At 62.3% G+C, this 23,966-nt stretch carries 22 protein-coding genes and 1 pseudogene; 7 read left to right on the forward strand and 16 right to left on the reverse strand.

Going from position 1 to position 23,966, the window contains the following annotated elements:
- Nucleotides 1-19: 19 nt before the first annotated feature.
- Nucleotides 20-1,558, reverse strand: a complete 1,539-nt coding sequence (locus NKJ57_RS19905) for an MFS transporter (protein WP_023704913.1) — start codon at nucleotides 1,556-1,558, stop codon at nucleotides 20-22.
- Nucleotides 1,559-1,700: 142 nt separating this feature from the next.
- Between NKJ57_RS19905 and NKJ57_RS19910 the strand changes: the two genes are divergently transcribed.
- The 6 genes from NKJ57_RS19910 (at nucleotide 1,701) to msrB (ending at nucleotide 5,884) form a co-directional block, all read left to right on the forward strand.
- On the forward strand, nucleotides 1,701-2,564 hold the full coding sequence (locus tag NKJ57_RS19910; protein ID WP_352512198.1) for a LysR family transcriptional regulator: 864 nt from the start codon (nucleotides 1,701-1,703) through the stop codon (nucleotides 2,562-2,564).
- A 58-nt stretch (nucleotides 2,565-2,622) separates the two neighbouring features.
- A complete protein-coding gene (locus NKJ57_RS19915) occupies nucleotides 2,623-3,069 on the forward strand; it encodes a GNAT family N-acetyltransferase (protein ID WP_023688930.1) in 447 nt (148 codons plus the stop codon).
- A 35-nt stretch (nucleotides 3,070-3,104) separates the two neighbouring features.
- The gene (locus tag NKJ57_RS19920) at nucleotides 3,105-3,365 is read left to right on the forward strand and encodes a type II toxin-antitoxin system HicB family antitoxin (protein WP_352512196.1); all 261 of its coding nucleotides are present in this window, start codon (nucleotides 3,105-3,107) and stop codon (nucleotides 3,363-3,365) included.
- Between the two features lie 9 nt (nucleotides 3,366-3,374).
- Nucleotides 3,375-4,565 carry a vWA domain-containing protein gene (locus NKJ57_RS19925; protein ID WP_352444851.1) on the forward strand — a complete coding sequence of 397 codons (1,191 nt, stop codon included), beginning with the start codon at nucleotides 3,375-3,377 and terminating at the stop codon, nucleotides 4,563-4,565.
- Nucleotides 4,566-4,581: 16 nt separating this feature from the next.
- A complete protein-coding gene (locus tag NKJ57_RS19930) occupies nucleotides 4,582-5,379 on the forward strand; it encodes an MBL fold metallo-hydrolase (protein WP_352512194.1) in 798 nt (265 codons plus the stop codon).
- A gap of 100 nt (nucleotides 5,380-5,479) precedes the next feature.
- A complete protein-coding gene (gene msrB, locus NKJ57_RS19935; protein ID WP_023668725.1) occupies nucleotides 5,480-5,884 on the forward strand; it encodes a peptide-methionine (R)-S-oxide reductase MsrB in 405 nt (134 codons plus the stop codon).
- Between the two features lie 62 nt (nucleotides 5,885-5,946).
- On the opposite strand, the gene NKJ57_RS19940 is transcribed toward msrB, so the two are convergent.
- From NKJ57_RS19940 to NKJ57_RS20000, 13 genes and pseudogenes are all read right to left on the reverse strand, one after another.
- Nucleotides 5,947-6,258, reverse strand: a complete 312-nt coding sequence (locus NKJ57_RS19940; protein WP_023829292.1) for a hypothetical protein — start codon at nucleotides 6,256-6,258, stop codon at nucleotides 5,947-5,949.
- Nucleotides 6,259-6,265: 7 nt separating this feature from the next.
- The gene (locus tag NKJ57_RS19945; protein ID WP_023668723.1) at nucleotides 6,266-6,706 is read right to left on the reverse strand and encodes a hypothetical protein; all 441 of its coding nucleotides are present in this window, start codon (nucleotides 6,704-6,706) and stop codon (nucleotides 6,266-6,268) included.
- Between the two features lie 93 nt (nucleotides 6,707-6,799).
- Nucleotides 6,800-7,060 (reverse strand): DUF2312 domain-containing protein, encoded by a 261-nt coding sequence (locus tag NKJ57_RS19950; protein ID WP_023668722.1) that lies wholly within the window; start codon nucleotides 7,058-7,060, stop codon nucleotides 6,800-6,802.
- Nucleotides 7,061-7,210: 150 nt separating this feature from the next.
- A complete protein-coding gene (gene pyc / locus NKJ57_RS19955; RefSeq protein ID WP_352512192.1) occupies nucleotides 7,211-10,669 on the reverse strand; it encodes a pyruvate carboxylase in 3,459 nt (1,152 codons plus the stop codon).
- Nucleotides 10,670-10,950: 281 nt separating this feature from the next.
- Nucleotides 10,951-12,072 (reverse strand): branched-chain amino acid ABC transporter substrate-binding protein, encoded by a 1,122-nt coding sequence (locus NKJ57_RS19960; protein ID WP_023668720.1) that lies wholly within the window; start codon nucleotides 12,070-12,072, stop codon nucleotides 10,951-10,953.
- A gap of 137 nt (nucleotides 12,073-12,209) precedes the next feature.
- On the reverse strand, nucleotides 12,210-12,557 hold the full coding sequence (locus NKJ57_RS19965) for a DUF6867 family protein (RefSeq protein WP_023668719.1): 348 nt from the start codon (nucleotides 12,555-12,557) through the stop codon (nucleotides 12,210-12,212).
- Between the two features lie 112 nt (nucleotides 12,558-12,669).
- Complete coding sequence (locus NKJ57_RS19970) at nucleotides 12,670-13,398, reverse strand: ABC transporter ATP-binding protein (protein ID WP_023668718.1); 729 nt, start codon at nucleotides 13,396-13,398, stop codon at nucleotides 12,670-12,672.
- Between the two features lie 20 nt (nucleotides 13,399-13,418).
- Nucleotides 13,419-14,525: pseudogene (locus NKJ57_RS19975) on the reverse strand (ABC transporter ATP-binding protein); the annotation flags it as partial.
- Nucleotides 14,525-16,120, reverse strand: coding sequence for a high-affinity branched-chain amino acid ABC transporter permease LivM (livM, locus tag NKJ57_RS19980; protein ID WP_023668716.1), 1,596 nt, complete (start codon nucleotides 16,118-16,120; stop codon nucleotides 14,525-14,527). The pseudogene NKJ57_RS19975 and the gene livM, both read right to left, overlap by 1 nt.
- Nucleotides 16,121-16,124: 4 nt before the next feature.
- Nucleotides 16,125-17,027, reverse strand: coding sequence for a branched-chain amino acid ABC transporter permease (locus tag NKJ57_RS19985; RefSeq protein WP_023668715.1), 903 nt, complete (start codon nucleotides 17,025-17,027; stop codon nucleotides 16,125-16,127).
- Between the two features lie 459 nt (nucleotides 17,028-17,486).
- Nucleotides 17,487-18,488 (reverse strand): 4-hydroxyproline epimerase, encoded by a 1,002-nt coding sequence (locus tag NKJ57_RS19990; RefSeq protein ID WP_023755542.1) that lies wholly within the window; start codon nucleotides 18,486-18,488, stop codon nucleotides 17,487-17,489.
- Nucleotides 18,489-18,501: 13 nt separating this feature from the next.
- A complete protein-coding gene (locus tag NKJ57_RS19995; protein ID WP_280940085.1) occupies nucleotides 18,502-19,920 on the reverse strand; it encodes an NAD(P)/FAD-dependent oxidoreductase in 1,419 nt (472 codons plus the stop codon).
- Between the two features lie 51 nt (nucleotides 19,921-19,971).
- Nucleotides 19,972-20,865, reverse strand: coding sequence for a dihydrodipicolinate synthase family protein (locus tag NKJ57_RS20000; RefSeq protein ID WP_023700249.1), 894 nt, complete (start codon nucleotides 20,863-20,865; stop codon nucleotides 19,972-19,974).
- 69 nt (nucleotides 20,866-20,934) lie between these two features.
- Between NKJ57_RS20000 and NKJ57_RS20005 the strand changes: the two genes are divergently transcribed.
- Nucleotides 20,935-21,624 carry a GntR family transcriptional regulator gene (locus NKJ57_RS20005; protein WP_050589759.1) on the forward strand — a complete coding sequence of 230 codons (690 nt, stop codon included), beginning with the start codon at nucleotides 20,935-20,937 and terminating at the stop codon, nucleotides 21,622-21,624.
- A gap of 36 nt (nucleotides 21,625-21,660) precedes the next feature.
- Here NKJ57_RS20005 and NKJ57_RS20010 read toward each other — a convergent pair whose 3' ends face one another.
- Both NKJ57_RS20010 and NKJ57_RS20015 read right to left on the reverse strand, forming a co-directional pair.
- The gene (locus NKJ57_RS20010) at nucleotides 21,661-21,960 is read right to left on the reverse strand and encodes a hypothetical protein (protein ID WP_023684132.1); all 300 of its coding nucleotides are present in this window, start codon (nucleotides 21,958-21,960) and stop codon (nucleotides 21,661-21,663) included.
- A 202-nt stretch (nucleotides 21,961-22,162) separates the two neighbouring features.
- Nucleotides 22,163-23,659, reverse strand: coding sequence for a CoA-acylating methylmalonate-semialdehyde dehydrogenase (locus tag NKJ57_RS20015; protein WP_023684131.1), 1,497 nt, complete (start codon nucleotides 23,657-23,659; stop codon nucleotides 22,163-22,165).
- Nucleotides 23,660-23,966: the final 307 nt, after the last annotated feature.

Consider the following 23,966-nt stretch of genomic DNA (forward strand, 5'->3'; position numbering starts at 1 on the left):
ATGAGCACGCTTCCGCAGCTTACTCGGCGGGAGCAAACCCTCTCTCCTGCGGCGCGACGCGTTTCGGTCCGAAGATGACGAAACCGATGACCGACAGGGCAAGAACGCCGATCCCGCAATAGAGCATGACCCAGCCGAAGCCATTGACCAGGGCGGCATGCACGATGGCGCCGGATGGGTCGAGGGTTGCGAGCTTCGGTGTCCTCTGCGCAAGGCCCTCCAGATTGCCGGTGGCGATCCTTTCCGCCAGCGCCCGCAACTCGTTCGGCTCCAAAGCCGCGCCGAGTGTGGTCCGCAGGTGGGAAACGATCCCCTGCGTCAGCAACAGGCCGAGCACCGCAATGTTGATGGCGAGCGTGATCAGGCGTGCGCTGATATCGATGCCGGACGCCATGCCGGCGCGATCCGGCGACACCGCGCCGGTCGTGGTGTTGGTGGTCGGCGAATTGGTGAGACCGATGCCGATGCCGGCAATCAGCGTGCCGGGCAGCATGGTCAGCCAGGTGGCGCCCTCGAGCCCGGAGCCGATCCACATGGCGATGAACCCGATCCCCAATGTCAAAAGGCCGAGCGGGATGGCAGTCCGCGCTTGATAGCGCGCGCGCAGCCGCTCGGCGATCGGCGGCATCACCATGAAGGGCAGCGTGTAGACGAGCAGCAGCAGGCCGGTCGTCGTGCTGTCATAGCCAAGCACGCCCGAATAATAGATCGGCAGATAGATGATGAATGGCCAGTAGCTGAAATTCATGCCGATGGCGCCCATGATCGCGCCGGAAAACTGGCGGATGCGGAACACGGAGAAATCGAACATCGGATAGGGATTGACCCTCTCGGCGACAAGGAAAGCGATGAACGCAGCCACGGAGGCTGATATCACGCCGATGCGGGCGCTGGTCCCGAGATCCGCACCCTGCGTGATCAGATAGGAGAAGCCGAAGACAGAAGCCGACAGCGTCAGCATGCCGGCCCAGTCGAGTTTCTGGGCATTGTGATCGCGCGATTGCGTGACGCCGGCGCCGATAAAGGCGAGCGCCAGGATCGCCAGCGGCACGTGGATGAGGAACACCCATTGCCAGTTCGACAGCGCCACGATCAAGCCACCGATGGCGGGCCCGAAACCGAGCCCGATGCCTGAGACGACGCTCCAGGCGACGAAAGCCTTGCCGCGTTCGCGGCCGTCCTGGAACTGATGCGACAGCACGGCGACGCTGCAGGTCAGCATCGCGCCGCCGGCGAGACCTTGCAGGAAGCGGGCGGCGATCAGCAGCGCCGCACTCGGCGCTAGGCCGCACAGCAGCGAGGCGAGGCCGAAGGCGACGGTGGTGATCACCATCACGCTCTTGCGGCCGAAACGGTCGGCCAATGTCCCCGTCGCCATAAGCACCGTCGTGCAGGCGATGGTGTAGGCATTCATGATCCACTGCAAATCCCTAAAATTGGCGGCGAGCACGCTTTCCAGTTTCGGCAGGATCACCGGCACGCTGGAGATTTCGAGCCCGAACAAGAGCGACGCCAAGCACACGCCGGTGAGCGCGATGGTGTTTCGTTGAATTGGCATATCGATCTCTTTCCATCCGAGCAGGAGGCGCTCTTCAAACCGCGACCAGTTTGACATAGAGGAGACTTGACCATGAAAAAAGACTATGCTCGGCTATATCAGAAATGACAAAACGGAATGATTGGCCCAATGGAGTGCTGCGATGACCAGTCTTGATGTGGACGCCGTACGAACCTTCGTGATGGTGGCCGATCTGCAGAGCTTCACCCAGGCGGCATTGGCGCTGGGCAGCACGCAGGCGACGATCAGCGTCAAGCTGCGCCGTCTCGAGGAGAAGCTCGGCGCGCGATTGATCGAAAGAACGCCGCGCCGCGTCAGCCTGTCGGCACGAGGCGCCGTCTTCCTCCCCGCCGCGCGCGACTTCCTTGCCGCGCACGAGCGCGCCATGGCGGAGTTTGCGTCAGCACCATGCCGGCTTGCGCTCGGCTTTGTCGATCATGCCGCCGGTCCGGCGCTGTCCATTCTGATTGCCCAGCTCCATGCGCACGATCCATCGCTGACGCTCAGTTTGAGGATCGACACCAGCACGGTGCTCAAGGAAGCTTTCGATCACGGCGAGCTCGATGCAGTCATCGTGCACCGCGAAGGCGACAGCCGTCCTGGCCGGACCTTGTCGCGCAACCACTATGGCTGGTTCGCAGCACCTTCCTTCGAGTGGCAGCGCGGAACGCCGTTGCGCCTCGCGCTCTTAAGCACCGTGTGCAACTGTCCGGATCGTGTGCGGGCGGTCGAGGCGCTGGACAAAGCAGGCATCGCCTGGGAGGAGGCCTTCGTCGGCGGCGGCGGCGCGGCCGTCAACATTGCGATATCGGCGGGCTTTGCCGTTTCGGCGCTGGCTCACTGCGTCGCTCCGCCCGGCCTGATCGAGGTTGGCCGCAAACTTGGTCTTCCATCGCTTGACCCTTCCGAAGTGGTGCTGCATTCGCACAATCTGGCGCCGCGCGCGCGTGACGCGCTGCAGATGCTGGCGACCGCATTTCGCGAGTACAATTCGCCGGTGGATTAGGCGATGGTGTTTCCGATCTGATTCCGCCGGAATCCGATAAGGCTTTGGAGGAACCGAAATGACCGAGATCACCGTCCGCCCGCTGGCGCTGGCCGACCATGCCGACTGGCGGCGGCTGTGGACTGCCTACCTCACCTTCTACGAGACCAAGCTGCCGGACGAGGTCTACGACATCACCTGGAAACGACTGTTCACGGAAGGTGAATTCGAACCGAAGGGGTTTATCGCCACGCTCGACGGCAAGGCGGTCGGCCTGACCCATTATCTCTATCACCGCTCCGGCTGGTCGGAGAAAAACAACTGCTACCTGCAGGACCTGTTCGCCGACCCTGATGTGCGCGGCAAGGGCATCGGTGCGGCCCTCATTGAAGCGGTCAAGCAGGCAGCCGGCAAGATCGGCGTCAAGAACGTCTATTGGATGACCCACGAAACCAACACCACAGCGCGCAAGCTCTACGACCATGTCGCGCGGCGGACAGGGTTTATCGAGTATGATCTGCTATGATGCGAGCGCGATCGAAATAACGCGGAAGGAGCCGAATGATCCGCTATGTCGGAATCCTGGATGGCAGTGACGGCGTTTGGGGAGTGCGGATGCCCGATCTCGCCGGCTGCCACGGGGCCGGCGCAAACCCGGCTGAAGCGATAGCCGATGCCGCGTCGGCTATGCGCGAATGGGCGGAAGCCCGCATCGCAAAGCACTTGCCCATACCCAACCCACGTACCGTGGCAAATCTTCTGCAATCCGGCGAAATCGACAGTGCCCGTGGCGACTCCGCCGTGACCGTTCGGCATAGATAACGGCCAACCATGTTCCTCCCCTTCTTTCTCGAACTAAAGGCCGCGCGGGTTCCCGTTTCGCTCAGGGAATATCTGTCGCTGCTGGAAGGGCTGGAGGCCGGGCTGGTCGACTATGACGTCCAGGGTTTTTACTACCTCGCCCGCGCCGCGCTTGTGAAGGACGAACGCCATATCGACCGCTTCGACCAGGTGTTTACGCATGTCTTCAAGGGGATCGAGGCGCTCACCGGCCCCGATGCCGTCGGTGTCGCCAACATCCCTGAGGAATGGCTGCGCCGGCTCGCCGAAAAGCACCTGACCGAGGAAGAGAAGAAACTGATCGAGGCGCTCGGCGGTTTCGACAAGCTGATGGAGACACTGAAGCAGCGGCTGGAGGAGCAGAAAGGCCGCCACCAGGGCGGCTCGAAATGGATCGGTACCGGCGGCACCTCGCCTTTCGGCGCCTATGGCTACAATCCCGAAGGCGTGCGCATCGGCCAGCATGAAAGCCGAAATCGCCGTGCGGTGAAAGTCTGGGACGAGCGCGAGTTCAAAAATTTCGACGACGCCGTCGAGCTCGGCACCCGCAACATCAAGGTGGCGCTGAAGCGCCTGCGCCGCTGGGTGCGCGAGGGTGCGGAGGAAGTGTTCGACCTGCCCGGCACCATCCATGCCACCGCCGAGCACGGCTATCTCGATGTGCAGACGCGCCCCGAACGGCGCAACGCCGTGAAGCTCTTGATGTTCTTCGATGTCGGCGGCTCGATGGACGACCACATCAAAAGCGTCGAGGAGCTGTTTTCGGCCGCCCGCGCCGAATTCCGCCAGCTCGAATATTTTTACTTCCACAACTGCGTTTACGAGGGCGTCTGGAAGGACAACCGGCGCAGGCATGCCGAGACCATCCCGACCTTCGATCTGCTTCACAAATACGGCCCCGACTACAAGGTGATCGTCGTCGGCGATGCCTCGATGAGCCCTTACGAGATCGCGCATCCCGGCGGTTCGGTCGAGCATTGGAATCCGGAAGCCGGCAGTGTCTGGCTTGGCCGCCTCATCCAGCAATGGCCGAATGCGGTCTGGCTGAACCCCGAAAACCAGAAAAACTGGGGCTTCACCCATTCGATCGCGATGATCCGCGATCTCTTCGGCGGCCGCATGTTCCCACTGACGCTGGCCGGGTTGGAAGCCGCGACGAAGCAGCTCTCACGCAAGCATTGATATGAGAGGAAAACCGATGACCTGCTTTCTTTGCCCGCAATGCGGCGTCCAGTTCGCGGCAACGCAGACCCCTCCAGAAAATTGCCCGATCTGCGAGGACGAGCGGCAATATGTGCGCTGGGAAGGCCAGGCCTGGATCACGGGGGAAGAACTCTCTGCCGGGCATAGGCTTGTGATGAAGGACGATGCCGGCGTTCTCGCTTTCGGCATCGAGCCGCGCTTTGCTATCGGCCAGCGGGCGCTGCTGGCGCAGACGCCGCACGGCAATGTGCTGTGGGATTGCATCTCGATGGTGAGCGACGAGGCGGTAGCCGAAATCAACCGTCGCGGCGGCCTGGCCGCGATCGCCATTTCGCACTGCCACTATTATTCGGTGATGGTCGAGTGGAGCGAGGCGTTTGGCGGCGTGCCGATCTATCTCCATGCCGACGACCGCCAGTGGATCATGCGGCCGCACAACGCCATCGTCAGCGCGGCGGGCGAGACGCTGGCCATAAACCCGTCGCTGACACTCGTGCGTTGCGGTGGCCATTTTGCCGGCGGCCAGGTGCTGCATTGGAAACGCGATGGCGGTAACGCCCTGCTGTCCGGCGACATATTGCAGGTGACGCCGACGCGTCGCCATGTCAGCTTCATGTACAGCTATCCGAACTACATTCCGCTCAATGCGCCGGCCGTGCGACGCATCGCGGCGGCACTTGAGCCTTTCGAATTCGACGACATCTACGGCGCGTGGTGGCAGCAGAACATCATCGGCGGCGCAAGAACGGCATTTCATGCGTCGATCGCCCGCTATCTTCAGGCGATTGGGTAGGAACTCGGCTGAAAATGCGAGCAAAACACGTAACAAACGCCTATCTCTAAGCGAATATTGCTTGCAACCAACAACAAGCCGCCAAGGCTGAGGAGATCAAATGGACACCCACACCTACCCTGTCACCCGCACCGACGCCGAATGGCGCGCCCGCCTGACGCCCGAGCAATATGCGGTCATGCGCGGCCATGGCACCGAACGGCCCGGAAGCTGCGCCCTGCTCTACGAAAAGCGCGCCGGCACCTTTTCCTGCGTCGGCTGCGACCAGCCGCTGTTCGAATCCAAGCTCAAGTTCGAGAGCGGCACCGGCTGGCCGAGCTTCAATGATCCGGTGCCCGGTTCGGTCGAAAACACCGTCGACCGCAGCTACGGCATGGTCCGCACCGAATGCCACTGCGCCCGCTGCGGCAGCCATCTCGGCCATGTCTTCGAGGACGGCCCGCCGCCGACCGGCCTGCGCTATTGCATCAACGGCGTGGCGCTGAAATTCGAGCCGGCGCCTTAAGCCGCAGCTTGACCACCATCTTCAAAGGGCGGCTTCGGCCGCCCTTTTTCGTGTCAATCTTCTCAGACAACCACCACCAGGATCAGCCAAAGCGTAGCCCCGAGCGTCATCAACGAAGCCTTGGCGCCACTGGATTTTTCCGTGGTTCGCCAGACGGCAAAGGTCAGAAAGATGTTGTAGGGCACGGGCGCGAAATGCACCGCCAGGACGACGGCGAGCGGCAGCTTCAAGCCGAGCAGAATGAGCGCGGCCACCGACGAGGCGATGTTGATCGCCGTGCCGACAAGCACTAGATCGCGCCAGAACAACCGCTCGACCGGCACCGCGCCTTGCCAGCGCGAGTCGAAGAAGGATCCGATGCTTTGCACCAACACCTGATAGCTATCCCTCTCCCAGCACGTCGGTGACGGCGCGCTCGAAGCGCGAGCATTCCGTCACCAGCCAGTCGGCCATGGCCGGCCAGTTGTCCTCGGCATAGCAGTTCACCCGCCACATCGAATTGATGCCGAGGCCCTCGCAGCTCTGCTCCGGCCTGAGCTTCAGCCAGTCTTCGATTGCCGGTTGGAACGGCTTCAGCCGCGACCAGACCCCGGTCGCGCCGAACTTCTCGTTACGGCCGAAAAAGACGCCAACTTGGCTTTGCGCCGGCGCGACATACATGGACAGGACCAGAGCGAAGTCAGGCAGCCCGCGCTGCCAGAACCAGGGTCCGCGCCGCGCCATGGAAGCGCGTTCCTCCGGATGCCGTTCGGCGAACAGCGCCCAGAAGCTGCGTTGGCGGAATTCAGAGGCGCGGCGGGCGCCGAAGTCGAATTCGCTCATGGTTCGATGCCCGTTCCAGCATCATTCCTTGGCCCGAGACTGTTTCGAAATTCGCTCCGGCGATATCAGCCGGAGTAGAATTTCCAGACAGCCTTACACCATGCCGAGCGCGGCCTTGTAGAGATCGAGGATGGTTTCCTCTTCCTGGCGCTCGGCCTGGTCCTTCTTGCGCAGCCGGATGATCGACCGCATCGCCTTGGTGTCGAAGCCGGTGCCCTTGGCCTCGGCGAACACTTCCTTGATGTCGTCGGCGATGGTCTTCTTTTCTTCCTCGAGCCGCTCGATGCGCTCGATGAAGGCGCGCAACTGGCCGGCGGCAACAGTCTGGCTGGTATCTGTGATGTCGTCGGCCATGTTTTTTCTCCGCTACTTTTTAAGCACCGCGATTCTGGCGCGGTAAATTGGGAGCGGGTTCGATGCCCGAGCAGGCGCGGCGGGTCAAGCCATTATCGGCGCTTCGTGAACGGCTGCTGCCAGCCGTCCCCAGTGTGATGGATCCGCGCGTCAGCCAAACGCGATCAACAGATCCTTCGCATCGATCTGATCGCCGGCCTTGACCAGCACTTCGGCCACTGTGCCGTCGCGCTCGGCATGCAGGGCCGTCTCCATCTTCATGGCTTCGATCGACAACAGCACGTCGCCGGCCTTGACCGCTTGGCCGGCGGCAACCGAAAGGGCGGAGACCACGCCCGGCATCGGCGCGCCGACATGCGCCTCGTTGCCGGGCTCGGCCTTGCGCCGAGCCTTGGCCGCCGAGGCGCCATGCGCCCTGTCCGGCACCCGGACACGGCGCGGCTGGCCGTTGAGCTCGAAGAACACGGTGACCATGCCCTTCTCATCGACGTCGCCGATCGCAAGGCAGCGCACTACAAGCGTCTTGCCTTTTTCGATGTCCAGGAAGATCTCGTCTTCGGACTTCATGCCGTAGAAATAGGTCGGCGTCGGCAGCACACTGACCGGCCCGTAGGTTTCCTGCGCGGCGGCGAAGTCGGTGAACACCTTCGGATACATCAGCCAGGAGGCGAATTCGTACTCCGAGAGCTTGCGCTCCAGCTTCTGCTCGATCTCCTTGCGGCTGGCCTTGAGGTCGGCTGGCTTGAGCAGCGAGCCCGGGCGCTCGGTGATCGGCTTGCTTTCCTTCAGTGCCTTCTTCTGCAGCTTCGCAGGCCAGCCGCCGGGCGACTGGCCGAGATCGCCGCGCAGCATCGAGACGACCGAGTCCGGGAAGGCGATGTCCTTGGCTGGGTTTTCGACGTCGGCAACGGTCAGATCCTGGCTCACCATCATCAGCGCCATGTCGCCGACCACCTTGGACGACGGCGTCACCTTGACGATGTCACCGAACATCAAATTGACGTCGTGATAGGCTTGTGCCACCTCGTGCCAACGCGTTTCCAGCCCCAGCGAACGCGCCTGTTCCTTGAGGTTGGTGAACTGGCCGCCCGGCATTTCGTGCAGATAGACTTCCGAGGCTGGCCCCTTGAGGTCGCTTTCGAAGGCGGCATACTGGTTGCGCACCGCTTCCCAGTAGAAGGAGATTTTGCGGATCCATTGCGGATCGAGGCCGGGATCGCGCTCGGTTCCCTTCAGCGCCTCGACGATCGAGCCCAGGCAAGGCTGCGAGGTGTTGCCGGAGAAGGAATCCATCGCCGCGTCGATGGCGTCGACGCCGCTTTCCACGCCGGCCAGCACCGTCGCCGCCGACAGGCCTGACGTGTCGTGGGTGTGGAAATGGATCGGCAGGTCGGTCGCCTCGCGCAGCGCCTTGAACAGCACGCGGGCGGCAGCCGGCTTCAAAAGCCCGGCCATGTCCTTGACGGCGATGATATGGGCGCCGGCGGCCTGCAATTCCTTCGCCAGCCCGACATAGTATTTAAGGTCGTATTTGGCGCGCGCCGGATCGAGGATGTCGCCGGTGTAGCAGATCGCCGCTTCGACCAGCTTGCCCTCGGCGCCCACCGCGTCCATGGCGACGCGCATATTCTCGACCCAATTCAGGCAGTCGAATACGCGGAACAGGTCGACGCCACCGGCCGCTGCCTGGCTGACGAAATGTTGCACGACATTGTCGGGATAGTTGGTGTAGCCGACGCCATTGGCGCCGCGCAGAAGCATCTGCAGCAAAAGGTTGGGGGCCGCTTCGCGCACTTTGCTCAACCGCTCCCACGGATCCTCGGTGAGGAAGCGCATGGCGACGTCGAAAGTGGCGCCGCCCCAGCATTCCAGCGACAGCAGCCGCGGCAGCGCGCGCGCATAGGTGCCGGCAATGCCGGCAATGTCATGCGTGCGCATGCGGGTGGCGAGCAGCGACTGGTGACCGTCGCGCATCGTCGTGTCGGTGACAAGCACCTCTTTTTGCTCACGCATCCAGGCAGCGAATTTCTCCGGCCCCAACGCGTCTAGCTTCTGCTTGCTGCCATCAGGCACATTGCCGTTGAGATAGGGCACGACAGGCGCTGCCGCATCGGTCTTGGGCATCGGTCGGCCGCGGGTTTCGGGATGGCCGTTGACGCTGACGTCGGCCAGATAGTTGAGCAGCTTGGTGGCGCGGTCCTGCCGCTTCACCTGCGCGAACAGCTCCGGCGTCGTGTCGATGAACCTGGTCGTATAGGAATTGTCGGCGAAGCGCGGGTGGTTGATGATTGCCTCGAGGAAGGTGAGGTTGGTCGCCACGCCGCGGATGCGGAACTCGCGCAGGGCCCTATTCATGCGGGCGATCGCCTCGGCCGGTGTCGGCGCCCAGGCAGTCACCTTCTCCAGCAGCGGATCGTAGAAGCGGGTGATGACCGCGCCCGAATAGGCGGTGCCGCCGTCGAGGCGGATGCCGAAACCGGCGGCTTCGCGATAAGCGGTGATGCGGCCGTAGTCCGGAATGAAACTATGCTCCGGATCCTCGGTCGTGATGCGGCACTGCAGCGCGTGACCGTTCAGCCTGATGTCGGCCTGCGCCGGCACGCCCGACTCTTTCGTGCCGATGGCAAAGCCGTCCAGTATGTGGATCTGCGCCTTGACGATGTCGATGCCGGTCACCTGCTCGGTGACGGTGTGCTCGACCTGGATGCGCGGATTGACCTCGATGAAGTAGAATTTGCCTGTGTCGGCGTCCTGCAGGAATTCCACCGTACCGGCGCCGATATAGCTGGTCTCGCGCGCGATCTTGAGCGCATAGCCGCAAAGCTCCTGGCGCAATGCCTCGCTGAGATAGGGCGCCGGCGCCCGTTCGACGACCTTCTGGTTGCGGCGCTGGATCGAGCAGTCGCGCTCGAACAGATGTACAGCGTTGCCATGCGTGTCGCCGAGCACCTGGACCTCGACATGGCGAGCGCGCTCGATCAGCTTTTCGAGATAGACCTCGTCCTTGCCGAAGGCGGCCTTGGCCTCGCGCTTGCCTTCCATCACCTCGCGGGCGAGGTCGGCTTCCGCGCGGATGGCGCGCATGCCGCGCCCGCCGCCGCCCCATGATGCCTTGAGCATCACCGGATAGCCGACTGTCTTGGCGAGCTGCTTGACTGCTTCCATGTCGTCCGGAAGCGGTTCGGTTGCCGGCACCACCGGCACGCCAACCTCGATGGCCAGATTGCGCGCGGCGACCTTGTTGCCGAGCCGGCGCATCGTGTCGGGCTTCGGTCCGATGAAGGTGATGCCGGCCTCGGCGCAGGCATCTGCGAATTCAGGGCTTTCCGACAGAAGGCCATAGCCTGGATGGATGGCGTCGGCGCTGGACAGCCTGGCGACGCGGATCACTTCCTCGATCGACAGATAGCTTTCGATCGGCCCCATGTCCCTGGCCAGATGCGGCCCGCGCCCGACCTGGTAGCTTTCATCGGCCTTGAACCGATGCAGCGAATATTTGTCCTCCTCGGCCCAGATCGCCACGGTTTTGAGGCCGAGCTCGTTGGCCGCGCGAAAGACGCGGATGGCAATTTCGGACCGGTTGGCGACGAGGATCTTCGTGATGGCCAAGGAAGCAGGCTCCGGACAGGAGGGTGGGGCAGAGGCATGATTAACGCGAAAATGCTGCAGTGCAACCAAAATCGGGGAGAGGTTAAACCGATTTAAATGCGATTCTAGCACCACCGCTCGAAAAGATGCGTGCGATTGGCGTCGCGAGGTGACGCTAATTGTCGTGCCCGCACAAATTCGACCCGGCTAGCGGCTTATCCAGCCACCCTCGCTGCCGCCCTGTCACCAAAGAAAAAATGCCCGGCGCGAGCGCCGGGCATTCCATAGAGCTGTGTTCCAAATTACGACTTCGGGAACCAGGAGATCTTGCCGTCCGGACCCTTCTTCCATTCGTACATGATGTAGCCCGGGAGCTTCGGATCGCCCTTCGCGTCATAGGCGAGATCGCCCAGAACGGTCTTGAACGGGCCCTTCTCGTGCAGCGCCTTGGCCACTTCCACGGGGTCGTTCGACTTGGCCACGGCAGCGGCCTCGGCGATCACCTGCATGGCGGCGTAGGAGTAGAGAGTGTAGGCTTCCGGCTCGAAGCCCTGGGCGCGGAACTTCTCGACAAGTGCCTTGTTCTCGGGGATCAGGCGCGGATCGGGACCGAAGGTGTTGAGCGTGCCGATAACCGCATCGCCGGCGATCGCAGCCAGCTCGTCGGTGACGATGCCGTCGCCCGACATCAGGGTGGCCTTGAGGCCCTGGTCCGCCGACTGGCGGATGATCAGGCCGGCTTCGGTATGCAGGCCGCCCCAATAGATCAGGGTAACACCGGCGTCCTTCATCTTGGCAATCAGCGCCGAGAAGTCCTTGTCGCCGACATTGACGCCTTCGTACATGACTTCGGTCAGGCCGGCTGCGTTCATCGCCTTCTTGGTCTCGTCGGCAAGGCCCTGACCATAGGGGGTCTTGTCGTGGATGACGGCAACCTTGGCGTCCTTGAAGTTGGTCGCGATATAGCCGCCGGCGATGCCGCCCTGCTGGTCATCGCGTCCGCAGGTGCGGAACACGTTCCACAGGCCGCGCTCGGTGAATTTCGGGTTGGTCGCCGCAGGCGTCACTTCGACGATGTTGTTGTCGACGTAGACTTCCTGCGAAACCGGGATCGAGACGCCCGAGTTGAAGTGGCCGATCACGAATTTCACGCCGTCGCCGACGAACTTGTTGCCGACCGAAATGCCCTGCTTCGGATCCGAGACGTCGTCGCCGACTTCGAGCTTGATCTGCTCGCCGTTCATGCCGCCTGCTGCGTTGATGTCTGCAACGGCCGCTTCCGCACCCTTCTGCAGCTGCGCACCGAAGGCCGCATTCGGACCGGTGATCGGACCTGCGACGCCGACGATAACGTCAGCCCATGCATTGCCACCGAACGCGACAAGCGCGGTCAGGGCAACGGCGGACAAAAGTGATTTCTTCATTTAAACGCTCCCATTTACGAGGTGGGCGTGGATGAAACTTTCATGCGATGCCCACCCTTATCGCAGAAAGCGTACTTTGCCGATTTTCAGGCCCTTGTCACGCCGATTCATCCCCGGAACGGCGTTAATGATGAACGTCAACCTTTCGGTTTCCAGCTTAAGATCGAAGCCCGTTCGTAAAGCCAATTATACTGCGTCACCATCTGGTTCGTACGCGTGTATTGATAGCCGACAAATCCCAATATCATGAGCACGATTGTGTCCACGACATAGTATTGCAGCGAAAACATCGTGCCGCCGAACAAGGCATGATGGATGAACCTGATGCCTATGCCGAGACCCAGCAGATAGGCGAACAGCGCCGGCAGGCTGCGCCATGTCTGGGCGCTGGCCTTGCCGGTCATCCATGCCGCCCAGCCGCCGAGCAGACAGGTGACGAAGAAGAACTGCCAGATGGAAGGTTCCTCGTGAAGAATGCCTTGCATGATGAAGACTCCCTAGCATGATCCCGAAAAGTTGCAGACTTTTCGGACAAAGGTCATGCGACAAACAAACAAGTAGGAGCGGAATACCGTATGCATACATTCCGCTCCAAAATCAGTGATGGCCGCCTTCGAGATAGGCCGCCCGCACTTCCGGATTGGCGAGCAATTCCTTGCCTGTGCCGCTCATGGTCACGTTGCCGTTGACCATGACATAGCCGCGCGTGGCGAGTTTGAGCGCGCCGAAGGCGTTCTGCTCGACCAGGAACACGGTCAGCCCTTGCGTGCGGTTCAGCTCGCGGATGGCATCGAAGATCTGCTTGACGATCAGCGGCGCCAGACCCAGCGACGGCTCGTCGAGCAACAGCAGCTTAGGCCGCGCCATCAGCGCACGTCCGATCGACAGCATCTGCTGCTCACCGCCCGACAGCGTGCCGCCGCGCTGGGCAATGCGCTCCTTGAGGCGCGGGAACAGCGCGAACACCTTCTCAGCATCTTCGTCATAGTGCTTGAGATTGTCGAGACCGGCGCCCATCTGCAGGTTTTCCATCACCGTCATGCGCGGGAAAATGCGCCTGCCTTCCGGCGACTGCGCAATGCGCATGCGGGCGATCTCGTGCGTCGGCATCTGGGTGATGTCGGTGCCGGCGAAAGTGATTGAGCCGGCACGAGCGCGCGGCGCACCGAAGATGGTCATCATCAGCGTCGACTTGCCGGCGCCGTTGGCGCCGATCAGCGCGACGATCTCGCCCTGGTTGACGTGGACATCGACGCCGTTCAGCGCCTTGATGTTGCCGTAGTAGGTCTCGACGCCCTTGATGTCGAGCAGCGTTGTCTCGGCCATCACTTACGCCCTCCGCGCGGCTTGCCTGTCGGGGATTTGGTGGCCGCCGGTTTGGACTTGGCCGTTAGACGCTCGGACGGTGCTCTTGGCGCGGAGTTGGCTCTTGTATCGTATTGGGTGGCCTTTGAAGCTCCCTTCGACACTGTGACCCGCTCGCCCTGGCTGTGGCCGATCGTGTCGCTTACCGGGCCGGCGAGATAGGAAGACGATGTGCCTGGTCCGTGAGCCGAATCCGGCCCGATGTCCAGCTGCTCGATGACGTCTTCATCGCCAACCTCGGTCAGCACCGTCTCGACCTCCTCGTCGTCGACGCCGAGATAGGCGGCGATGACGCGCGGGTCGGTACGCACCGATTGCGGGCTGCCGTCGGAAATCTTGCGGCCATATTCAAGCACCACGACATGGTCGGAAATCTGCATGACCACCGACATGTCATGTTCGATCAGCAGGATCGAGGTACTGCTCTTGATGTCCATCAGCAGCGAATTCAGCGCAGCCGACTCCTTCGGATTGAGACCGGCCGCAGGCTCGTCGAGGCACAGAAGTTCGGGCCCTGTGCACATGGCGCGCGCAATCTCGAGGCGCCGCTGCGCGCCATAGGGCAGGTCGCCGGCCGGATCGTCGGCGCGATCGACAAGATCGGCCTTCTCCAGCCAGTGCTTGGCAAGCTCCACCGATTCAGCCGAGGCCCTGCGGTAGCCGCCGATCCCGAACAGGCCCAGGATCGTATAGCCGGATGCCTTCATCAGCTTGTTGTGCTGGGCAACCAGCAGATTCTCCAGCAGCGTCATGCCCGAGAACAGGCGGATGTTCTGGAAGGTGCGCGCCACCTTGGCGCGCGCCGGGATCTCATGATTGGGCAGCCGTTCGAGCAGGAAGCTCGAGCCGTCGGCCCGGTTGAGCGTAATCATGCCTTCCGACGGCTTGTAGAAGCCGGTGATGCAATTGAAGACGGTGGTCTTGCCGGCGCCATTGGGTCCGATCAGAGCGGTGATCTCGCCGCGCTTGGCCTGGAACGACAGATCGCCGATGGCGATCAGGCCGCCGAACTTCATCGAAAGATGCTCGACCTGGAGGATGGCGTCTTTCATACCCGGATTGGTCTTCTGAATGGAGGTCGCGCTCATCAGCCGTGCCCTTCCTTGGTGAAGGAGGAGGAGACCGCTTTTCGTTCACTGAGGAAGGCCGTCGGTTCACGGCTGCCGACAAAGCCGCGCGGCTTCCACAGCATGACGATGACCATCGCCATGCCGAACAAAAGCATGCGGTAAAGCTCCGGGGTGAAATCTTTTCCGAAGACACTTTTCAGGAAATCGAGTTCGCGCAGCGCCTCGGTGCCGCCGATCATCACCAGCGCGGCGACCGCGATGCCGACCAGCGAGCCCATGCCGCCGAGCACCACGATGGCCAGGATGATCGCCGATTCCAGGAAGACGAAGGATTCAGGGCTGACGAAGCCTTGCCGTGCGGCGAAGAAGGCGCCGGCAAAACCGCCGAACATGGCGCCGGTGGCAAAGGCGGTGAGCTTGGTGGTGGTGGTGTTGATGCCAAGCGAGCGGCAGGCAATCTCGTCCTCGCGCAGCGCCTCCCAGGCGCGGCCGACAGGCATGCGCCTGAGCCTGATGGTGACGAAGGCGGTCAGCAGCGCCAGCCCGAGAATGAGATAGTAGAGGAAGATCTTGTAGTAGGCGCTTGACTGGGCGATGTGCAGCACCTTGCCGATATAGTTCGGGTCGGTCGAATTAAACGTCATCAGGCCGAAGAAGGTGACCTTCGGGATGCCGGAGATGCCGGCCGAGCCGTTGGTGACTTCACGCCAGTTGATCAGCACCAGGCGGATGATCTCGCCGAAGGCCAGCGTCACGATCGCCAGGTAATCGCCACGAAGCCTGAGCACCGGAAAGCCGAGCATAACGCCCCAGAAGGCGGCCATGGCGCCGGCGGCGGGCAGCAGGATCCAGAACGACAGGCCGTATTGCGAACCGAGCAACGCATAGGCATAGGCACCGACCGCGTAAAAGGCGACGTAGCCGAGATCGAGCAGGCCGGCGAGGCCGACGACGATGTTCAGCCCCCAGGCCAGCATCACATAGATCAGGATCTGGATGCCGAAATTGTCGACCCACTTCAACGAGCCCTGCAGGCCGCCGGTTATCGACCACGCGTAGATCGACAGCACCACGACGACGAGGATCGGGTATAGCACCAGCGCCGCAATCCCGAGCTTGGTGAAATTGGCGTGGATGAAGGAGCGGAAATAGAAGATCACGCAAGCGAGCGCGTAAATGACGGCCAATGCGCGCAGGAACTGAAGGTAGCCGGCCAGATCGGGTCCCACCAACACCGGCAGGGCGCTGCCGAACGCAACGAGGACAACCGCCAGCACAACGGCGACGATGAAGGCCGGAAGCAGGAAGAAGCGCGACGCGACGCTCGCCGGCAACAGGCCGGTGGCGACATTGGTGATCTTCTGATTGGCCATGAACGGCTGGCCATATGCAATGTAGAAGAAGCGGCCAAGCATGGTCAGCACGACCACGGTGATGAGCAGCAACCAGCGCTGCACCAGGATCAGCTGGTTGCTTATGTTCTGGTCGGTCTTCAGGCCGATGAAGAGAATGAACAACCCCAGCGAGATGGCGCCGGCATAGAACGCTTCGCGCAATGCACGCTGCACGGGGGAGGCGACGGTGTCGCGCTCCGAGGATACGGAAACCGCCATTGTCTCAGACCTTTTCGACTTCTGGCCGGCCCAAAATGCCGGAAGGCAGGAAGATCAGCACGATCGCCAGGATCGAGAACGCCGCGACGTCCTTGTAGTCGATCGAGAAATACGCCGACCACATGCTCTCGATGAAGCCGATCAAAAGCCCGCCAAGCACCGCGCCCGGCAGAGACCCGATGCCGCCGAGAACGGCCGCGGTGAAGGCCTTGACCCCCGGCACAAAGCCGTCGGAAAAGGCGATGACGCCGTAATACATCAGGAACAACGTGCCCGCGACGGCCGCAAGCGCTGCACCCATGATAAAGGTGATCGAGATCGTACGGTCGACATCGACACCGAGCAGCGCCGCCATCTTGCGGTCCTGCTCGCACGCCCTTTGCGCCCGGCCGAGGGAAGTCCTGTTGACCAGGTACCAGAACAGCGCCAGCAGCAGGGCGGTGACGACGACGATGATGATCTGCTTCAGCGACACGCTGATGCCGTTGATGTTGTAGACTTGGCTGACCATCGGCGGGATCGGCTTGTTGCGCGGACCTTGCGTCACCTGGATGAAGTTCGACAGCGCGATCGACATGCCGATGGCGGTGATCAGCGGCGCCAGCCGGAACGAACCGCGCAGCGGCCGGTAGGCCACCTTCTCGATCGTCCAGTTGTAGAGGCTGGTGAGCAGCATCGCCACGATCATCATGATCAGCAGCGCCAGGACGACCGGGACCGAATAGAACAAGGAGCCGAGGATGAGGAAGACAACGAGGGCGGCGAATGCCCCGACCATGAAAATGTCGCCGTGGGCGAAGTTGATCATGCCGATGATGCCGTAGACCATCGTGTAGCCGATTGCGATCAGCCCATAGATCGATCCCAGCGTCAGCCCATTGATAAGCTGCTGGACAAAGTACTGCATGTGTACATGGCTCCCCTGGAATGTCGCCCATGCAGACGCATTCCTTTTCGTATTTCCCCTAGTCGTAAAGTTTCGAGCCCGGATTGCAACGTGATTTTTCAAACGTCGAGCGTGTTTTGCCGGCACGCCTTCCGATTGCCCGTTTTTTTGCTCCCGACCCCTGGACTATCGCGGACCCTATCATTGGCATAACGCAATGTCTTTGACGATTCAGCCGGACCAGCGACCTCATTTCGAAGAAATCCCGGTCAAAATTAGGTGATGAGACGAATCTTTGCGTTGTTGGCGGGTTTCGTTTTTTAGCCACATTCCGTACTGACCAGCTGCAACATGGGTTACTTCCGACTATGGCGGTGGATGCCTCGCCCAACGCGCTAACCTTTCGCTGACTGGTTTCGCCAAGAGGTCCCGCTCTGGGTCCAAGTCTTCGTCTCGGTGGATGATCGGCAGCCTACCGTATCACTTAACCACAAAACCGTGCGCGAACGGATCGCGGTCGTCGATGAATATGGTGTTCAGGCCGGTCATCCGCGCCCAGCCGCCGATCGAGGGAATGATGGCCGGCTTGCCGGCAACAGTGACGTCCTTCTCGACCTTGCCCTTGAACAGCGAGCCGATGATCGATTCGTGGACAAAACTGTCGCCGGCCTTGAGCTTGCCCTTGGCATGGAGCTGCGCCATGCGCGCCGAGGTGCCGGTGCCGCAAGGTGAACGGTCGATCGCCTTGTCGCCATAGAAGACGGCGTTGCGTGCGTCGGCCCCCTCCACCGTCGGCTTGCCCGTCCACAGCATGTGGGACAGCCGGTTGATGCCGGGGTTTTCCGGATGCACGAACGAGTACTTCTCGTTAAGCCGCTGCCGCACCACAGGGCTCCAGGCGATGAAATCGCCGGCGGAATAATCAGCCATGTCGCGAAAATTCGCCTGCGGCTCGACGATGGCGTAGAAATTGCCGCCATAGGCGACATCGACAGTGATCTCGCCAAGCTGCGGGCAGTCGACCGTCAGTCCCTCGGCATAAAGGAAGGACGGTACATTGGTGATGCGCACCTCCTCGACATAGTCGCCGACCTGTTTGTATTCGGCGATAACCAGCCCGGCCGGTGTGTCGAGCCGGAGCACGCCGGGTGTCTTCGGCTTGATCAGCCCATGTTCGATGGCCATCGTCACCGTGCCGATCGTGCCGTGGCCGCACATCGGCAGGCAGCCCGACGTCTCGATGAACAGGATGGCTATGTCGCAATCCTCGCGCGTCGGCGGATAGAGGATCGAGCCCGACATGACGTCGTGGCCGCGTGGCTCGAACATCAGCCCGGTGCGGATCCAGTCATACTCCGCCAGGAAATGCGCCCGCCGCTCCATCATCGTCGAACCCTCGAGCAAGGGACCGCCGCCGGCGACCAGCCGCACCGGATTGCCGCAGGTATGGCCGTCGATGCAAAAGAAGGATTTTTTGGCCATGATTTCCTCGGACTCAAAACCGTTGCGGGCTGAAGGGGGCAAGATCGATCGGCGAAGTCTGCCCGAGAACAAGATCGCGGATCAAGCGGCCGGTGGCCGCCGCCTGGGTCAGGCCGAGATGGCCATGGCCGAAGGCGTAGACAATGTTGGGCGCGGTTCGCGCCGTGCCGATCACCGGCAGCGAATCCGGCAGCGACGGGCGATAGCCCATCCACTCGCGGCCGCCTGACGCGTCCAACCCCGGAAGGAACTGTCTGGCTTTTTCCAGCATGGCCTTCGAGCGCGCAAAATTCGGCGGCCGGTCGAGACCGCCCAACTCGACGGCGCCGCCGACGCGCAAGCCCGTGTCGAGTGGCGTGATGACGAAGCCATGGCCGGAAAAGATCAGCATTCGCTGCACGTCGAAAGCGGTCTTCGGCAGTGTGGTGTTGTAGCCGCGCTCGGTTTCGAGCGGGATGGTGTCGCCAAGCGCCTTCGCCAGCAGATGCGACCATGCCCCGGCGGCCACGACAAGATGTCTTGCCTGCCTGGTCGTGCCGTCGGTCAGCGTCAGCGTCGCGCCATCAGGTTTGGCGGCGACGCGCTCTATGCGCGCCTTTTCGAAACGCGCGCCCAACCCTTCGGCATAGGCCCACACCGCCTTGCCGAGCAGTTTCGGATCGGCGACGGTCTTCCAGCCCGGCACGAAGGTGCCCTTGATGAAGCGCGGCGACAGTCCCGGCTGCAGCCGCGCCAGTTCGTCGCCTTCGACATGGCGAAAGTCGATGCCGAAGCGCTGGCGCGCCGCCCAGCCCGGCAGCCCGGCCTGAAACTCGGCCTCGCTTTCATAAAGTTCCAGCGAACCGTCCTCGCGCAGCATCGGCCGCGTGCCGGAACGGTCGAGCAGTCCCATCCATTCGGCCTCGGCGAGCTTCATCATGTCTGCCTGAGCAGCAAGGCTCGCCTCATATTTTGCCGGTGCGCCGGCGCGCCAGAAGCGGAACAGCCAAGGCAACAGTTTCGGCAGATAGGCTGGCGGGATGCTGAGTGGCCCGAGCGGATCGGCAAGCCATTTCGGCAAGTGCCGCATCATGCCCTTATGCGCCAGCGGCAGCACGTCGGAGAAGGCGAAGGCGGCGGCATTGCCGGAGCTCGTCTCCTCGCAGATGCCGGTGCGGTCGAAGACCGTGACGCTGCGCCCGGCCTCGGCCAGCATGGCCGCCGCGCAGATGCCGACAATGCCGCCACCGACAATGGCGATATCTACCCCTTCTCCCCGTTCACGGGGGTGAGGAGTGGTCCGCGAAGCGGTGGAAAAGCCGACTGCTTGGCTTTCCGAACGACGAACGCCCGGAGCGCCAGCGAAGGGCTGCGGGGCCCGAAGGGCGGATGAGGGGCGGCGGCCCTCCTCTGTGTCCCTGGAATTTCCTTGCACGTCGGCGCTGCCCCTCATCTGGCTGCCGCCATCTTCTCCCCGTGCACGTGCACGGGGAGAAGAAAGCCTTCAGAACTGCGGCAGCTTCGGCCGTACCGCCAGCGCGTCCTTGACGATCTTCTCGACCGCTTTGCGGCGCTCGCCCGACAGCGGCTGGCGCGGCATGCGCACGCGGTCATTTGTGTCGATCGCGAGCACTTCGGCAAGCTTGATGTTTTGGACCAGATAGGTCGAGACATCGAGATCGAGCAGCGGCCGGAACCAGCGGTAGATCGAAAGCGCCTCCTCGCGGCGGCCCTGCTTCATCAGCTGGTAGATGGCGACGGTCTCGCGCGGGAAGGCGACGACCAGACCCGCCACCCAGCCGATGGCGCCCACCGACAGCGCCTCGAAGGCGAGATTGTCGACGCCGGTGAACAAATCGTAGCGGTCGCCGAAGCGGTTGATGATCTCTGTCGAGCGGCGGATGTCGTCGGAGGACTCCTTGATGGCGACGAAGCGCTTGTCGGCGGCCAGTTCCTCCATCTGGTCGACGGTGACGTCGACGCGGTAGGCGAGGCGGTTGGAGTAGATCATCACCGGCAGGTCGCCGGCCTGAGCGACGGCGCGCAAGGCGGCGACCGTCTCTTCCGGGTTGGTGTGATAGATCGGGCTCGGTACCACCATCAGCCCGTTGGCGCCTTCCCGGCTCGCGCGCTTTGCGATGCTCGCCGCCTCGCGGGTGCCCGCCTCGTTGACCGTCAGCAGCACCGGCTTGTTGCCTGCAACTTTCTGGGCAGTCTTCAGCACCTCGATCTTCTCGTCATGCGACAGCATCGGCCCTTCGCCGAGCGAACCGCAGACGATGATACCGTCGCAGCCTGCCTCCATCTGCAAAGCAAAGCAGCGCTCCATCTCGGCATGATCGAGGCGGTCGTCATCAGTAAACTTGGTCGTGACGGCGGGGAAAACTCCGGTCCACATGATCGTCTCTCCATCTGATATATCAGCCGTATATCTATTTGAAAACCGGCTGTCAACGCGGAATTCGTTATGATATATGTGAGATATATCAGGAGCCCACCTTTGATATCCAGTGAGACAGCATACCCCGAGCCGGCCGCCGCCAAGGCCTACCATGTACTCGAGCATATGATCGTGACGTTGGAACTGGCGCCGGCGAGCTTTGTCACCGAAGGCGCCCTCATCGAGAAGCTGGCGCTAGGACGCACGCCGGTGCGCGAAGCGATCCAGCGCCTCGCCTGGGAAGGACTGCTGGATGTCAGGCCACGCGCCGGCATCGCCATTGCCCCGCTTCATCCCGGCGACTGGCTGCGCGTGCTGGATGCCAGGCGCGGCGTCGAGGTGGTGCTGGCGCGCTCGGCCGCCCGCTTCGTCACCCGTGAGGCCGCCGACCTGTTTCATGAGGCAGCCCTTGCCATGCAGAAGGCCGTCATCTCGGGCAATGTGCTGGCCTTCATCCAGGCCGACAAGGCGCTCGACGAGGCCTTGGCGATGGCCGCCGACAACCCGTTTGCGGCCCGTCTGGCCGCGCCCCTGCAGACCCACAGCCGCCGCTTCTGGTTCCGCTACAGGGCCGACACAGGACTGGCCGAATCGGCTGAGCACCACGTCGCGCTAATCCGCTCGATCCTGGCTGGTGACGAAGAGGCTGCCGCCAAGGACGCCAAACGCCTTATGGCACTCCTGCGCGGCCATGCCGAAGTGGCCGCCACACGCTGAACTCCGTCTCTGCTCCAGACTTCCGACCGGTCTTTATCAGGTGCCCGGCAAGACTGCGGCCATGGTCGCCCCGTCCCAGCCTTCGCCAGCCGTGATGATGCAGCTTTGGCCGTGTGTGTCGGTGGCCAGGATGGTCCAGGTGCCCTGGTCGGAGACGAATATCTCAAGCACCACATTCGGGTTCACCAGGCCACGAGCGGCTTGGTTTTCGTGGAACTTCTCGCCGAGCGCCTTGACCAAGTCGGTCCGCGCCGCGCATTGATCGGCTTTGGCCTCGGCGATGCCGGACATCGCGAACACCGCAAAGAATATCGCCGCCACAAGACGTCGTGTCATCTGACACCTCCTTGCGCCAGACGAGAACCCCGGCTGCAACCGGCGCTATTTTGATGGCCTGCACACGGCAGGAATGCAATTTAAGGCAGATGACAGGCTCTTGGTTCCATCGCTTGAACGTGATCGCCAATGTCGGTTTCGTACAAAGAAAGGCCCGGGACGTTGAACCCGGGCCTTCTTGCCGATCTTCGAAATCGTCCGGTCAGTTCATCGTCGGGATGACGAACTCGGCACCGTCCTTGACGCCGGAGGGCCAGCGCGAGGTCACCGTCTTGGTCTTGGTGTAGAAGCGGAACGCGTCCGGACCATGCTGGTTGAGGTCGCCGAAGGACGACGCCTTCCAGCCGCCGAACGTGTAGTAAGCGATCGGAACTGGGATCGGCACGTTGATGCCGACCATGCCGACCTGGACGCGCGAAGCAAAATCACGAGCAGCATCACCGTCACGGGTGAAGATGGCGACGCCATTGCCCATCTCATGATCGTTGGCTAGCTTGATGGCGCTCTCATAGGTCGGCGCACGCACCACCGACAGCACCGGGCCAAAAATCTCTTCCTTGTAGATGCGCATGTCGGCGGTCACATTGTCGAACAGGCAGCCGCCCATATAGTAGCCATCCTCGTAGCCCTGCATGGAGAAGCCGCGGCCATCGACGACCAGCTTGGCGCCTTCCTTGACGCCGGTGTCGACATAACCCTTGACGCGTTCCAATGCCTGCGCCGTCACCAGCGGGCCGAAATCGGCGGACGAATCCGTCGACGGGCCGACCTTGAGGCTTTCGACACGCGGGATCAGCTTTTCCATCAGCCGGTTGGCGGTGTCGTTGCCGACGGGAACGGCAACCGAGATCGCCATGCAGCGCTCGCCGGCCGAGCCGTAGCCCGCGCCGATCAGCGCGTCGACGGTCTGGTCCATGTCGGCATCGGGCATGATGATCATGTGGTTCTTGGCGCCGCCGAAGCACTGCACGCGTTTTCCCGCGGCCGTGCCGCGCGAGTAGATGTAATGCGCGATCGGCGTCGAGCCGACAAAGCCGATAGCCTTGATATCAGGATCGTCGAGGATGGCGTCGACGACATCCTTGTCGCCATTGACGACGTTGAGAACGCCAGCCGGCAGGCCAGCCTCGAGGAACAGTTCGGCGATGCGCATCGGCACGCCAGGGTCACGCTCGGAAGGCTTCAGGATAAAGGCGTTGCCGCAGGCCAGCGCCGGGGCAATCTTCCACAACGGGATCATCGCCGGGAAATTGAACGGGGTGATGCCGGCAACGACGCCAAGCGGCTGGCGCATCGAATAGACATCGATGCCGGGGCCGGCGCCGTCGGTGAACTCGCCCTTCATCATGTGAGGCGCACCGATGCAGACTTCGACCACTTCGAGGCCGCGCTGGATGTCGCCCTTGGCGTCGGCGATGGTCTTGCCGTGCTCGCGCGCCAGGAGATCGGCCAGTTCGTCATAGTCGCGAGCAACCAGTTCAAGAAACTTCATCAGCACGCGCACACGCCGCTGCGGGTTGGTCGCAGCCCATTTGATCTGTGCTTCCTTGGCGTTCAGCACAGCCGCACGCAGTTCCGCCGGCGACGCCAGCGCCACCGTGCCGCGCACCGAGCCGTCCATGGGCTGCATGACGTCCTGCTTGCGCCCGCTGGTCCCGGCGACATGCTTGCCGCCGATGAAATGACCGTATTCGATCATGGTTTCTCTCCCTGAGTTTGTGATGAAGCATTCAACGCCTTTGCAGGCGCGAAGGCAACGCGAGGGGAAACGCAACCGTTGTGCAAGAAATAGACAACGAAGGACGAGTGTGCATTAATTGCCGCAAATTACAGATTGCTGAAAGGCCCGAAGGTTGCGCTCCGTCACACCCCCCTCTGTCCTGCCGGACATCTCCCCCGCAAGGGGGGAGATCAGATGTGGCCGCCGCCTTCGCAAATCTTCAACGCAGCAAAAGAGACGCAGGTGGCGGAGCTGCCAATCTCCCTCCTTGCGGGGGAGATGGCCG

The sequence above is a fragment of the Mesorhizobium sp. M0077 genome (assembly GCF_040322955.1).
Taxonomy (GTDB): Bacteria; Pseudomonadota; Alphaproteobacteria; order Rhizobiales; family Rhizobiaceae; genus Mesorhizobium.